The sequence below is a fragment of the Shewanella chilikensis genome (assembly GCF_037953065.1).
Taxonomy (GTDB): Bacteria; Pseudomonadota; Gammaproteobacteria; order Enterobacterales; family Shewanellaceae; genus Shewanella; species Shewanella chilikensis.
On sequence record NZ_CP149966.1, the window covers coordinates 1444356 to 1458531 of the forward strand.

Annotated in this window: 9 protein-coding genes; 6 read left to right on the forward strand and 3 right to left on the reverse strand. The window is 53.7% G+C overall.

Annotated elements, in window-relative coordinates; all coding sequences use genetic code 11:
• Positions 1-119: 119 nt before the first annotated feature.
• The 5 genes from WKR14_RS06645 (at position 120) to WKR14_RS06665 (ending at position 6461) form a co-directional block, all read left to right on the forward strand.
• The gene (locus tag WKR14_RS06645; protein ID WP_071477249.1) at positions 120-545 is read left to right on the forward strand and encodes a YqaA family protein; all 426 of its coding nucleotides are present in this window, start codon (positions 120-122) and stop codon (positions 543-545) included.
• Positions 546-583: 38 nt separating this feature from the next.
• A complete protein-coding gene (locus WKR14_RS06650; RefSeq protein WP_339087532.1) occupies positions 584-3439 on the forward strand; it encodes a M16 family metallopeptidase in 2856 nt (951 codons plus the stop codon).
• Between the two features lie 298 nt (positions 3440-3737).
• Positions 3738-5303, forward strand: coding sequence for a glutamate--cysteine ligase (gene gshA, locus WKR14_RS06655; RefSeq protein ID WP_101056584.1), 1566 nt, complete (start codon positions 3738-3740; stop codon positions 5301-5303).
• Positions 5300-5725, forward strand: a complete 426-nt coding sequence (locus tag WKR14_RS06660; RefSeq protein ID WP_101056585.1) for a hypothetical protein — start codon at positions 5300-5302, stop codon at positions 5723-5725. The genes gshA and WKR14_RS06660 overlap by 4 nt, the downstream gene beginning before the upstream one ends.
• Before the next feature lie 103 nt (positions 5726-5828).
• Positions 5829-6461 carry a hypothetical protein gene (locus WKR14_RS06665; RefSeq protein WP_224868004.1) on the forward strand — a complete coding sequence of 211 codons (633 nt, stop codon included), beginning with the start codon at positions 5829-5831 and terminating at the stop codon, positions 6459-6461.
• A 203-nt stretch (positions 6462-6664) separates the two neighbouring features.
• On the opposite strand, the gene WKR14_RS06670 is transcribed toward WKR14_RS06665, so the two are convergent.
• The 3 genes from WKR14_RS06670 to WKR14_RS06680 all read right to left on the reverse strand — a co-directional run bounded on the left by WKR14_RS06670 (position 6665) and on the right by WKR14_RS06680 (position 13271).
• Positions 6665-8671, reverse strand: coding sequence for a methyl-accepting chemotaxis protein (locus WKR14_RS06670; RefSeq protein ID WP_101056586.1), 2007 nt, complete (start codon positions 8669-8671; stop codon positions 6665-6667).
• A 449-nt stretch (positions 8672-9120) separates the two neighbouring features.
• Positions 9121-12207, reverse strand: coding sequence for an efflux RND transporter permease subunit (locus tag WKR14_RS06675; protein WP_224868007.1), 3087 nt, complete (start codon positions 12205-12207; stop codon positions 9121-9123).
• Positions 12204-13271, reverse strand: coding sequence for an efflux RND transporter periplasmic adaptor subunit (locus WKR14_RS06680; protein WP_404829500.1), 1068 nt, complete (start codon positions 13269-13271; stop codon positions 12204-12206). Before WKR14_RS06680 ends, WKR14_RS06675 begins: the two co-directional genes overlap by 4 nt.
• Before the next feature lie 257 nt (positions 13272-13528).
• Between WKR14_RS06680 and WKR14_RS06685 the strand changes: the two genes are divergently transcribed.
• A complete protein-coding gene (locus WKR14_RS06685; protein ID WP_101056588.1) occupies positions 13529-14143 on the forward strand; it encodes a TetR/AcrR family transcriptional regulator in 615 nt (204 codons plus the stop codon).
• The last annotated feature ends 33 nt before the right edge of the window (positions 14144-14176 follow it).

Consider the following 14176-nt stretch of genomic DNA (forward strand, 5'->3'; position numbering starts at 1 on the left):
CTGGGCAAGGGCGCCATTTTCTTATATCTTTCAGCACTAAAAAATCAGTATTTATCCATTTATCTTTAAAGTCCGCCTGGCCGGGCCTTTGATTCAAGCAGTATGCAGGAAGGTATCATATGTGGGAACTCTGGCTGATGTTCAGCGGCGCTTTTTTGGCGGCGACATTGCTGCCTGGAGGCTCGGAAGTCTTGTTGCTGGCTTTGCTGGACAAACAGCCGGAGATGGCATGGTCGCTGCTGCTTAGCGCCACTATAGGCAACACCTTGGGGGCCTTGAGCAGCTATCTACTTGGGCTCTTGGGGCGCAAGGCGGTCACGCCCGAGCAACTCGACAGCGGTCGCCACAAGCAGGCGCTGGCGTTGCTGAAGCGCTACGGCTATTGGGCCTTGTTACTTTCCTGGGTGCCGCTTATTGGCGATATTCTGTGCCTTTTAGCAGGTTGGATGAAACTTCCTCTTACAAAATCCACTCTGATGATTTTGACAGGCAAGGGCCTGCGCTATTTGATAATTGTGTTGTTGGCTTTAGAGTGGCTGCAATGAGTTTTTTGAGTTTGGTTTCCGGTTGAAGGAGTAACATTTTGAAGAAATGGTTATTGGCGGCGGCGATTTCGGCCGCATTGGCGGGTTGCTCAGTGCAAACCGACACAGGATTGGCTGAGGTTTCCTCGGTACAACTGCCGGCAGGAGTGACTCTCATCGAGTCGGTCACCCCCAAGGCCGGTGAAGTCGGTATCCCTTACAGCAAGTATCGCTTGGCCAACGGCCTGACCGTGATACTGCATCAGGACAATTCTGATCCTCTGGTGCATGTGGATGTGACCTATCATGTGGGCTCGGCCAGAGAGCAGGCGGGGCGCAGTGGTTTTGCCCATCTGTTTGAACATATGATGTTCCAGGGCTCTGAAAATGTGGCCGATGAACAGCATTTCAAGATAGTCACCGAAGCCGGCGGCACCTTGAATGGCACCACCAACACTGACCGCACCAACTATTTCGAAACTGTTCCCAGTAATCAGTTGGAAAAAATGCTTTGGCTGGAGTCGGACCGTATGGGCTATCTGCTTCCGGCCCTGACCGACAAGAAATTTGAAGTGCAGCGGGAAACCGTGAAAAACGAACGGGCCCAGCGTATCGATAACCGTCCTTACGGGCGGATGAATGAACGTTTCAATCAGGCGTTTTATCCCGCCGGTCATCCTTATTCCTGGCCTGTTATCGGTTGGCCCGAGGATCTCGACCGCGCCACACCTGATGATGTAAGACACTTCTTCCAGCGCTGGTACGGCCCCAACAATGCCACCCTGACCATAGGCGGTGATATAGATACCGCGCAGACATTAGCCTGGGTCAGCAAGTACTTTGGCGATATTCCCAAAGGGCCTGAGGTGGCGACCGATGCCAAGCCTTTGGTAACGCTGGACAAGACTCGCTATATCTCGATGGAAGATAAGGTCCATCTGCCACTCATCCGTATGGCTTTCCCAACCGTTTATGCCCGTCACCAGGATGAGGCCGCACTGGATCTGCTGGCCAATATTCTCGGCGGCGGCAAGACCTCGCTGGTTTACAAGAATCTGGTGAAAGATGGTTATGCGGTGCAGGCCGGGGTCAGTCATCCTTGCCAGGAGCTGGCCTGTCAGATGTCCATCTACGCTTTGGCCAATCCGGCCAAGGGCGGAGCACTGGCGCCGATAGAGGCCAAGATCCGCGAATCGATCGCCGAATTTGAACAGCGGGGCGTCACAGATGAAGATCTGCAGAAGGTCAAGGTGCAGTTCCGCGCCGACAGTATCTTCTCGCTGCAGAGTGTCTCGGGCAAGGTGTCCAATCTGGCCTATAACCAGACATTCGCCGGTGATCCCAATCAGATAGCCAAAGATTTGGCCCGCTATGATGCTGTGACCAAAGAAGATGTGATGCGGGTATTCAAGCGCTACATCAAGGATAAGCCCAGTGTGGTGATGAGCGTTGTGCCCATGGGCGCCAAGGCGCTGGTGGCCAAGGCCGATAACTTTACCCCGCCTGAGCCCAGGGTTGCCGCCGAAGCGGTTGCCGGGTTACAGCAGGCAGTAATCGCCAACAGCAGGTTCGATCGCAGTAAGATCCCCGCTGCCGGCAAGGCGCCCTCCATGCAGGTGCCCAAGCTTTGGTCGGCCCAGCTGAACAACGGTATCAGTGTCATGGGCACCGAAAGCCATGAAACGCCTACTACCGAGCTGGTCATCTATCTCAACGGCGGTCACAGACTGGTGCCGGTGGAAAAGGCCGGGCTCGCCGGTTTGACTGCGGCCATGCTCAATGAGTCCAGCGCCAAACGCAGCAGTGAAGAACTGGCCCAGGCGTTGGAGCTGCTGGGATCTTCCGTGGTGTTTGACAGTAGCGGCTATCAAAGCAGCATCCGGATCTCAGCCTTGACCGAAAACCTGGATAAGACCCTGGCAATAGTCGAAGAAAGGCTGTTTGAGCCAGGCTTCAAGGAAGCCGATTTCGAGCGGGTAAAACAGCAACAGTTGCAGAGTCTGCAACATCTGGCATCGGATCCAAACTATCTGGCCGAAGAGGGGTTCAGCAAGTTGCTGTATGGCAGCCAGACCAGTCTCGGTGTCAATGATAACGGCACGCTTGAGAGTGTCAGCCAGCTGACGCTCGATGATATCAAGGCTTTCTATAAGGAGCAGTATCGTGCCGGCAACGCCCAACTGGTGGCGGTAACCGATCTGCCACGCGATCAGCTAATCGGCAAGCTCATAGGATTAGAGTCTTGGGGCGGCCAGGCAGTGTCTCTGCCGGCCTTGAGTGAGCTGCCCGAGAGCAAACCCGGAGTGGTATTCCTTATCGATAAGCCGGGAGCGGCCCAGTCGGTTATCAGCATAGGCAAGCGCGCCCTGCCTTACGATGCCACGGGCGACTTCTTCAAGGCTTACCTAATGAACTATCCCTTGGGCGGCGCTTTCAACAGCCGTATCAATCTTAATCTCAGGGAAGATAAGGGCTACACCTATGGTGCCCGCAGCTTCTTCAGCGGGGGTATTGAGCAGGGCTACTTCAAGGCGGGCGCCAGCGTTCGCAGTGATGTCACCGACAAGGCGCTGGCCGAGTTTATCAAGGAGCTTAAGGCTTATCATGATAAGGGGATGACGACACAAGAGCTTAGCTTTATGCGGGCTTCTATTTCTCAGGGGAAGGCACTGGATTATGAAACGCCTTACCAAAAGGCCGGTTTTATCCGCATGATCCAGAAGTACGGCCTGAGCGATGATTTTACCGCCCGTCAGGATGAGATTATCAAGGATGCCACGCTAGACAGTCTCAATGAACTGGCCAAAGAATGGTTGGACCCTGCAAGCATGCGGATATTGGTGGTCGGGGATAAAAATCTTATCGAACCCGGGATTAAGGCAATGGGTTATTCAGTGATCAATCTGCCCTTGTAAAACGGCCACTTTGACCCCATATTGTTCTTAACCGCAGCGGGTTACGACTCGCTTGCCACTATGCAAGGCGGTGATGCTTGAAAGAGCATCACCGCCTGTGTCTTTTAAATTACACTTGCCTGAAAGGCCGCTTAGGCTTTATTTTTGGGCAACCGTCACACAGAGCAGTCCTGTGCCTTTTGGTGCTGATACCAAAAGATGAAAGCGGAGCAGGTATGCCCGGGTCTATTGGCCAGATAAAGGCTTAGGCCGCCAAGCAGAGAACAAGAATTTGAAGTCATTTACCGAATCTGTCGCAATGCTCAAAGGAGCCGAAGGTCGCGCCGCAATTAAGGATATGCGCCGTGGGATTGAGCGAGAAGCCTTGAGAATTGATGCCAGCGGGCACCTGGCTATGGATGGTCACCCCAAAACCTTGGGCTCGGCCCTGACTCACTCGAGGATCACAACCGATTACAGTGAGGCGTTGCTTGAGTTCATTACGCCTGTTACCCACAGCATAGATGAGCTGCTGACCGGTCTCACAGAAACCCATGCTTTTACCCTTAATCAGCTTAAGGGACAACAGCTTTGGCCTGTGAGCATGCCTTGTTATGTGGGTGACGAGAAAGATATTCCCATTGCTCAATATGGCAGTTCCAATGCGGGGCGGATGAAGACGCTTTATCGTAAGGGCTTGACCTACAGATACGGCGCCTTGATGCAGATCATTTCAGGGGTGCACTTTAACTTCTCGGTTTCTGATGAGCTTTGGGATCTGCTCTATGCCCAGAGCGATAAGTCGGTTTCCCGTTGTGATTTTATCTCGGAACGTTACTTCGGCCTTATCCGCAACTACCGCCGTTTGGTGTGGGTGTTGCCTTATCTGTTTGGTGCTTCGCCGGCGTTGTGCCACTCTTTCATCAAAGAGCAGCAGACAGAGCTGGATTTTGAAAAGATGGGCCGCGGCACCCTGTATCTGCCCTGGGCCACCTCACTGAGAATGAGTGACCTGGGTTACACCAACAAGGAGCAGGAGCGGCTCAGTATCAGCTATAACTCGCTGGCCGATTATCTCAAGGGGATCCGTGCCGCCATCAAGATGCCTTCGGACAACTTTGCCAACATAGGGGTGAAGGTTGATGGCGAATATCGCCAGCTCAACGCCAATGTGTTGCAGATAGAAAATGAGTTCTATGCCCCCATTCGCGCCAAGCGGGTGACCCGTAGCGGTGAAAAACCCTCCGAGGCGCTGGCGAGAGCCGGGGTGGAATATATCGAAGTGCGGGCACTGGATGTAAACCCCTTCAGTGCCATAGGTATTGAAGCCTCTCAGGTACGATTCCTGGATCTGTTCCTGCTCTACTGTCTGCTGAGTCCTTCGGCGACCACTGATGCCGCCGGTGAGCAGGAGATAGCCGCCAACCTCAAGGCCGTGGTGCTGGAAGGGCGTAAGCCCGGCTTGATGCTGAGTCAAAATGGTGTGCCAGTGGCGCGTGAGCAGTGGATGCTGGCACTGTTTGCCGAGCTGCAGCAGTTGGCCAAGCTGCTCGATGGTAAGGATGACGACCAATATCAGCAGGCGCTGGCCAAGTGGCATCAAGCCGTTATCGACCCGAATGAGACGCTGTCTGGGCAGGTGATGAAGACCCTGGCGGAAAAGGGGCTGGATCACGGCGCTTGGGTAATGGCATTGGCGAAAGAATATCAGCAGCAACTGCTGGATTATCCGCTGAGTGCCGCGGCGCTGGCTTCCTTTGAAGCTGAAGCACAGGCCTCAATCGAGAGTCAGTTGCAGCTGGAAGCCGCAGATCGTTTGAATTTTGATGATTTTCTGGTTCAGTACTTTGCCGATGAACCAGCCAAGGAAGCAGTCAGTCAGTGAAGTCTTTGTTGTTAATCTCGGCCGCAGCAGTGTTGCTGTCGGCCTGTGCCAGTGCTCCTGAGCCCGGGCGCGAATGTGGTACGGTTTCAGGTTATCTGGAGCCGGATCGGGAGCAGCAGTTTTATCGCCTGGTGGTCACCCATCTTGATGGCCAACCTGTGATCTCTAAACCCAACTATCAGTTACCACCGGGTGAACACAGTTTTACCGTCTCTGAGCTGATAGATTCACCTGAGCTCAAGGTACGGCTGTCGGCCCGCACACCCAAGGAACTTAAGTTGCAGGTGGAAGCCGGGCAACGTTATCACCTGGCGGCCAAGTTCAATACCGACAGGCGCTATACCGGCAAAGATACCGGCTACTGGGAGCCAGTGGTTTGGCAGCAGGAAGTTCATGAATGTGAACTGCCTAAGACGCAATAAAGCTCACTTTTTCAGAGGCTCAGGTTGCATTTGATGTTTGACTCGGGCGACACTGGGCCCAAGTTCAACCAAAGGCCTGGCCTTTGAAAGCCGTGAGATTCTCGTGAAGCAACAGTTGCTATCCAAATTTGCCCCGGCGCTTATTTTTGCTGCCTCCCTGTTTTTGGGCGGCTGCGCCACTTCGCCTCCCAAAGATCCCGATAATATCTGCGCCATCTTCAAAGAGCACAGATCTTGGTACAACGCCGCCAAGGATGCCCGCGAAAAGTGGGGTGTTCCCGTGCATGTGCCCTTGGCCATGATGTATCAGGAGAGCTCCTTCAAGCATAATGCGGCGCCACCTATGGAATATTTCTTGTGGATTATTCCCATAGGGCGCGCCAGTGATGCTTATGGTTATGCCCAGGCCAAGACCATGACCTGGGACGATTATGTACGTGAGACCGGCAACAGCTGGGCCAGTCGCAGCGATTTTGATGATGCAATGGATTTTATGGGCTGGTTTATCTACAAGAGCCATAAGATCAATGGCGTGTCCAAGTGGGATGCCCGCAACCAGTATCTCAATTATCACGAAGGCTGGGGCGGCTACAAACGTGGCAGTTATCGCAGCAAGGCCTGGTTGGTGCGGGTGGCAGATAAGGTAGACAATCGCTCCCGCCGTTATGCGGCGCAATATAATCAATGCAAGGAAGATTTGGACGCATCTTGGCTTTGGCGCCTGTTTTTCGGTTAACGCCCTGAGAATAAGAGACGATAATCATAGCAACGGAATTGACCGCTTATCTGGATTACTGCAAGCGAAGTGAAGTTGCTGCAATGTATGCTATAACACAAGAGAACCCAGCTTAGCTGGGTTCTCTATTTGGACAGGTTATAGCATCAAGTGTTTTCCATGTCATTTCTCAGCCTTTACTCTTGCCGAGACTTCCTTCTTTTTCAGACCTTGAAGACACTTATCTGTTTTTTCAGTGCGGCGGCCAACTCTGTCAGTTCTTTGGCTGAGGTGACTGTTTCTGTGGCACGGATATCGCCTTCACGGGCCAGATCGGTTATCTGATGCAGGTTGCGGGTCACTTCCTCGGCTACAGCACTTTGTTGTTCGGTAGCGCTGGCAATACTGCTGACAGATACGGCTAGATCGGCAATTCGCTGGGCAATGGCAGTTAACTGATTGTTGGCTTCCTCTCCCTGCTCGGCGGAGCGATTACCCAACTGATGGCTTTGATCCATACGCATAGCCGTATCTTTAACCTTGGCTTGCAGCGAAGTGATGGTCTGACCGATTTCCGAAATCGACGCCTGGGTGCGGCTTGCAAGGGTACGCACCTCATCGGCCACCACTGCGAAACCGCGTCCTTGTTCACCGGCACGGGCGGCTTCGATGGCGGCGTTCAGTGCCAGCAGGTTGGTTTGCTCGGCGATACCATTGATAACCTCTGTAATGGTGTTGATGGCTTCACTCTCTTTGGCTACACCTTCGACAGCGATATGACTTTCACTCAGTTGTATGCTGAGAGTTTCCAGTCCCTGTACTACCTGAGTCAGTTGCTGGTGACCGGCGCGGGAGGCTTCATCCACCTGTTGGCTCTGGTTGGCGCTTTCTCCGGCGTGATTGGCGACATCGCGTATCGAGGTGGACATCTCCTCGATGGCGGTAGCTATTTGATCGGTTTGAGCCATAAGCGCTTGGGCTTCATCGCCGTTGAGACGGGCGACTTCCTGGGCTTGTTCTGCCTGGTATTCCAACGTCTGTACCGAGCCTTGCAGTGCCTGAAGCAGTTGCTTGAGCCCCATGGTCATTTCGGTGACACTGTTGCTTATCCGCACTACTTCGTTTTCGCTGCGGCTGTCGAGTTTTGGCAGTGCTTGGCTGAAATCGCCTTTGCCCAGGTTTTCCATATGACGTTGCAGAGTTTGCAACGGCTTGACGGTGCGTACCAGTACAACAGAGAGCAAAATAGTGATAACCAAAATGCCAACCACGGCGACCATGGCATTGATCAGCAGCAGAGTCTGGCTCTCTTCATTCAGCTCAGCAGCCTTAACCTGACCAATAAGCTCCCAGTTCCAGCCGGGGATAGTGGCACTGTAGGCAATCATCTCCACGCCTTTGCCATTGAGGTAGCTCTTGACTCCTTCACTGTTCATTAGTTCATCAAGCGGCATGCCGTCCAGCTCGGCTTCTGTGATGGTTTGCCCCTGAGGCAAACTTGGATGAGCCACTACCACTTTGTCGGCGCGGCGCAGCAGCAGATAGGTGCCACTTTCCTCCAGGCGCAACTGTTTGACCGATTGCTGCAGCTGAACCAGGGAATCGCTAATGTCGAAACCTATGTAGAGAATACCTATCACCGAGCCCTGAACGTCCTTGACCGGACGGTAAACTGTCATATAGTCGCGGCCGAACAGCTTGGCATAGCCCTCATAGTCCTGGCCCTGAATAAGTTTTTGATAGCCTGGATGTTTTGTGCCTAGGTAAGTCCCCAGAGCGCGGCTGCCATCGGCCTTTTTCAGTGAGGTTGCTATACGAAGGAAGTCATCGCCGTCACGAACGAACACTGTGGCATTACCGCCGGTGAGGTTGGCATATCGGTCAACTTTACTGCGGGATGAGTTGAGCTGTTCCTTTTCATGCATTAATGCCGGGGTATCCATTCCGAGAACTCTAACTGTCTTGTTTTCCGGTTTATGGAATTGGCCCGGATACATGGCCCTGAATACATCGGCATTGCGATGAGCCAGGGATAGCAAGCTCTCGTATTGCAATGCCAGCAGATCATCGACCCCATGGACCTGTTGCTCCATGGCGGTTATCGCTTTCTCTTTCAGGGTAGATGAGGCTGTCAGGTAGGAGATGCTACTCAGGACGCCAAACACCAAAATTGTCAGCACAAAAGCCAGTGTGCCGATCTGTTTGGCGATAGGCCAGTTGCGGTAATTCATTATCGTTATTCCTGTTTGACCGGTTTGTTGAACTTTATCTCATTCAGGTTAAACAAGTTTTGACCTGAATCTAACTATGGACCCGACCTTTTATTTTAGAAGATGCTTTACTATAGCGGTACTGCGGGGGATAACTTTATGTTTTTTATATCATATTTAAAAAAATGTGCTTTATGACGCTTGCAGTTTTGTTCGCGCTCTTGATTAAACCATAAAGTGGGTAAATCAGATGATGGGAAATAATTTTTTATAAGTGTCTGATTATTATTGGTAAACTTGAAAAATTACGCATATTCCTCATGGGGAAACATATATTCTTGTCTGCAGAGGCTTGGGTGAGGCTCGAACAGAGTGCTGCAAAGCAGTTTGAGGAGCAAGCGGGTTGATACTAGGGCGACTCGCGCAACACCAATACCGACGATAATCCGGCCTGCGCTTGTCTTTTGGGGTCAATATTCATTTTTCAGGGGCAAGTTGCGGGAACACTCGGGCTGCGGCTTCAACCACAGGGAATAGACCACAGGCACCCAAACCAAAGACAAGAGGGTGGTCAGCGCCGTGCCTCCGGCAATGGCGATGGCAAAGGGCGGCCAAAAACCACCGCCGGCCAGGATCAGCGGCAGAAAGCCGCCTACGGTTGTGATGGTGGTCGAAGCGATATGACGGCTGCAGCGCATGACCCCGGCAAGAATAACGTTTGTGTTGTCCAGGCGCGCCAGAGGCTCGGACTCGAGCTCCGCCAGGATCACTATTGCGGCATTGATGGCAAGCCCCATCAAGCCCAGCAAACCTATTATCACGGTAAAGCCAAAGGGATAACCCAGAGCCCAGACAGCCAGCAGCCCGAGCCCCGCCGATTGCAGGGCGCTGAGCAGAATGATCCCCGTCAGCCTGAAGGAGTTGAAGGAGAGCACCAATACGCTCAGCAGCAAGGTGATTACCAAGACGATATTGGAGAGTAGATTACCCACGGCTTCATCGCGTTTGGCACTCTCACCGCCTATCTCTATTCGGTAGGAGGCGGGCAGTTTAAGCTCGGCCAGTTTGGGTTTGACTCGCTCCAGCACTTTTTGCGGCAGCACGCCGGAGGCGATATAGGCTTCGAGTATATTAACCCGTTGGCCATTATAGTGAGGAATGGCGCCGCGACTGGCATTGACATGGCTTTGACTCACGGCCGAAAGCGGAATCGACTCACCATTGGGCGACAGCAGACTTATTTGTGACAGCCTCGATTGCTGCTCGCCGACACCGGCGCCGAGCTTGACTCTCACCGGCAGCGATTCGGTTTGCTCCAGCAAACTGCCGCCGGTGATGCCTGTGGTGGACATCTGGATCTGCGAGGCAATCTCACTCAGACTCAGGCCGGCCATCAGGCTGGCATCTTCATCGAGCAGCAGCCACACCTTAGGTGCCCCCGGGCTCAGGGTCGCCCGGGTATGGATCACATCCTGGGTCTCGGCCAGCAATCGCCGCACCTCATCCCCAAGCTCGGCCAACCTATCGAGGTTGGGACCATAAAGCCGCAACTCCACCGGGGCGTTGAAAGGAGGGCCCTGCTCCAGTTTACGCACCAGGATCTGCGCATCCGGATAGTCCTTATCCAGTTGCTGTTGCAACTCGGGGATTAAGCGATTGGCGGTGCGAAAGTCGCGGGTTCTTATCATCGCCTGGGCGTATTGGCTGGCGCCTTGCTGCTTTTGAGTCAGGTTGTAGTAGAAGGAGGGCACGTTCCCGCCTATGACCCAATTGACACTTTCTATGCCGTCAGTACTGCGCAGCTCTTTATCGAGCTGTTTGACTCTTTGTTCTGTCCTCGCCAGGCTGGCATGGGGCGAAAGGTAGAGTTCCAGCTGGAACATGTTTCTGTCCGATGGCGGGAAAAACTGCTCTGTCATCTGCCCGGAGGCCACAAAGCCTGCCAGCGGCAAGATACCGATCAGCAGCGCGGCAGTTTTCGGGTAGTTGAGCGCCAGTTGCAGAGTCTGGCGATAGGTTCTGGCAAGCCTTGGCAGATTCACTCCGTGGTGATACCAGCGGTTGTCGTCCTTGGCGCGGCTGAAACGCCCGGCGAGACCGGCTATCAGGGTGTGGGAGATGAGGTAGGAGCCGAGCAGGGCAAAGATCACTGAAATGGCGATACCGCTGACAAACTCTCCGGCGGCGCCCGGCATCAGCACTATCGGTGCGAATGCTAGCATGGTGGTGACAGTAGAGCCGGCAAGCGGCAGCCAAAGGTGCCTGATGGTGGTATTGACCGCCTGCAGCTTACTCATGCCCTCGCGGCGGCGCTGGGCAATGGCATCGACAATCACAATAGCGTTATCCACCATGATCCCCAGCGCCACTACCAGACCTGTGACTGACATCTGATGAATAGGCAGGCCGGTAAACTTCATGCAGGCCAGAGTAAATAGTGCCGTTAGTGGCAAAGATAAGGCGACGATAAGTGCATTGCGCATGCCGACAGTCACCAGCAGCACCAATAGAATCAGTACAAACCCCTGCAGCAGGTTGACGAGCAACTCCTGCAGACGCTCATTGGTATACCCCTCTTGCTCAAACAGCCATTGCATGCGGATATTGGCAGGGAAGTCTTGTTTCAGCTCGGTAGCAACCCGGCGCACTTGTTCACTCCAGATATCTACTCGAGTGTTGTTGAGCATGCGGGCGGCCACCATAATACCTGGCTCACCGTCAAGCAGCGCCAGATTATCCGGCGGATCCTTGGGCTGGCGATTGATTGTTGCGATATCGCCAAGGCGGATCAGTTGCCCGAAACGGTCGGTCTTAAGCGGCACTTGACGGATACGCTCCAGCGAGTCCAGCTCGCCGGAAACCTCCACCAATGCCCGGAAGCTCTGGTTGTTGATTTCACCGGCCGACACCTTGGTATCGGCCTGATTGAGAATGTTGGCGACGGCTCCCGGTGTCAGTTCGAGCCGATTGATACGCTCGCCATCCAGCGTGACCAGAATTTCCTCCGTCGGCGCGCCATAGAGTTTGACAAAGTCTGTGCCGCTCAAGAGTCGCAGTTTGCTTTGCAACTCTTTGGCGTAACGGCTGAGAATGTCAGGTCGCGCTTCACCGCCGCCGTGCCATCCCAGGCCTATGATGGCGGTATAGGCGTAACCCAGCTGATCGTCGAGCACCGGCGGATTGACACTCTGTGGCAAGCGGCCGACGCTATCGGCCAGCAGATCTCTGGCTCTCGACCAGACTGGTTCGGTTGCTGTTACGGTATCTTTGAGCTCGAGTTGAATCACCGAGACCCCGGGTCTTGAGGTGGACTGGACAAGCTTGAGCTCTTCCAGTCGTCTCAACTCATTTTCCAGTACTTCAGTTACCAGAGCCTCGACCCGTTCGGCGGAAGCCCCAGGATAGTTGGTGATCACAGAGGCAAAGCGGTTGGTGATATGAGGGTCTTCGGTGCGTGGCAGGCTGGAAATGGCACCGAGCCCGGCAACCAGCAACAGGGCTATCAATAGGCTGGCGAGACGACCATTCTCGACGAAAGCCTTGATGAGAGGGTTCATTGCCCACCTCTAACCGCCAATGCGGCGCCTGGCACGACTCTTTGCCCGGCAACCAGTTTATGCAGGCCCGTGGTAACAAACTGCTCTCCAGGGCTGATGGCGCCGCTGATAAAGGCGTTGTCGCCCTCGGTATAGACAATTTCCACATCGCGGCGCTGCAGTTTAAACTCATCGGCATCTTGCTTGAGCACATACAGATTCCACAGACCGCGAATACCGTCGGTGAGCGCCGACACCGGGACCCAGTAGCCTTCACGGGGAACTTCACGGCGGTATTGCAAATAAGCCAGTTCGCCATTGATTGGTGTCGTTTCCGATGTGGGGGTGATGCTGAACCTGAGCTGCACTGTGCGGGTGACGGGATTTATTTGGCCGCTGATCCCTTTTAATTTGGCTTGGTAATAGTTTTCGGCGACTCTGAGCTTGAGAATGACACCGGGTTGCAACTGCTCGGCAATATTCAGCGGCACCCCTATCAGAGCCTGCAGATTGTCGCTCTGCACCAGGGTAAATATCGGGCTGCCCAGGGCGATGACCTCGCCGAGGTTGTGCTCTCTTGCGGCTACCACCCCGGCAAAGGGGGCGATGAGAAGCGATTTCTGCCGCTTAAGTTCATTGGCCTTCAGTGAGGCTTCCAGCCTGGCGTGCCCGGCTTCCAGGCTGGCCAGCTTGCCTTTGAGCTCGTCGAGTTGCTGCTCGGAAAGATATTGTTTGGCACTGAGCTCCAGTGAGCGTTTTAATGTTGCTCGGGCCAGCGAGATATCGGCTTGATTCTGATCCAGCGCTGCCAGTAACTCGGTTTGCTCGGCTTCCAGTAAGCTGCTATCCAACTGTGCCAACAATTGTCCGGGTTTGACCCTGTCACCAGTATCTACCAGAAGTTTTTGCAGTTTGCCCGGGAGCTCGAAACCTATGCCCGTGGTATTACCGGCTCTGATACTGCCACTGAATTGCTGTAACTTGGTATAACTAGGCTTAAGCACAAGATTGGCACTGTTGACCACTGCGGGCTTGATTTCACTTTGCTCAACGGGCTGTGGATGGCAGGCGGATAGGCATAACATCAAGGTAAGGGCTGCCAACAGCGCGCTGCGGCCCGAACCTTGGGGCTGGGTGAATTTGATTTTCGGCCCTGAAGCGTTTGGTTTTTTAACTTCCTTGATGCGCTGTTGCAATGACTTCTCCCTATGCCGATCGCCGCTTGTTAGCAATAAGTTAAACTGGACTTGCTAGTCTAATTTGGCTGAACTGGACTGTCTAGTCTATTTTGTGCTCTAATGCCTTTCAAGACGTTGCCGAACAAGGTGTAAGTCATAAGGTTATGAATAATCAGCAATTAACGCGTAGCGAACAGAAGAGGGCTCAGATACTGGAGGCCGCTATCGAACTCTTCTGCGCCCAGGGATTTCCTCATACCAGCATGGATGAAGTGGCTAAGACTGCCGGGGTATCGAAACAAACGGTTTACGCTCATTTTGGCTGTAAGGATGAGCTGTTTGTGGCGGCTATCGAGTCCAAATGTGTGGTGCGTCAGGTTGCCGAAGAACTATTGGCCGACGCTGCCCGGCCCGAGCAGGCGCTGGCGGTGTTTGCCGAGTACTTCGGCGAGCTGATCGTCAGTGAGGATGCCATTACGGTTTATCGCGCCTGTGTTTCCCAGGTCGATACCCATCCGGAACCTGCACAGCTCTATTTTGATGCCGGTCCTGAGTATATGTTGGGGTTGCTGGTGGACTTCTTTACTCAGGTTGAGCGTCATGGCGGGTACCACTTCGGCAACAAGCGTCAGGCCGCGGTGAGGCTGAGCCTAATGTTGTTTGGTGAGCTGCGGCTCAGAAAAGAGTTGGGGCTGAACACAGGGCAACTCGAGGCGCAGCACAGGGATTATTGCGTTGAGACGGCCGGATTGTTTCTTAAAGCGCATAGGTTGGGGTAGCGTACGGTTATAATTGAGTTTTTATTTGAACGG

Excerpts from the sequence above, each read along its gene's own strand:
- gshA (WP_101056584.1), top strand. The coding sequence starts at position 3,738 with ATGCTCAAAGGAGCCGAAGGTCGCGCCGCAATTAAGGATATGCGCCGT.
- WKR14_RS06685 (WP_101056588.1), top strand. The coding sequence starts at position 13,529 with ATGAATAATCAGCAATTAACGCGTAGCGAACAGAAGAGGGCTCAGATA.
- WKR14_RS06670 (WP_101056586.1), bottom strand. The coding sequence starts at position 8,671 with ATGAATTACCGCAACTGGCCTATCGCCAAACAGATCGGCACACTGGCT.
- WKR14_RS06675 (WP_224868007.1), bottom strand. The coding sequence starts at position 12,207 with ATGAACCCTCTCATCAAGGCTTTCGTCGAGAATGGTCGTCTCGCCAGC.
- WKR14_RS06680 (WP_404829500.1), bottom strand. The coding sequence starts at position 13,271 with ATGTTATGCCTATCCGCCTGCCATCCACAGCCCGTTGAGCAAAGTGAA.
- WKR14_RS06645 (WP_071477249.1), top strand. The coding sequence starts at position 120 with ATGTGGGAACTCTGGCTGATGTTCAGCGGCGCTTTTTTGGCGGCGACA.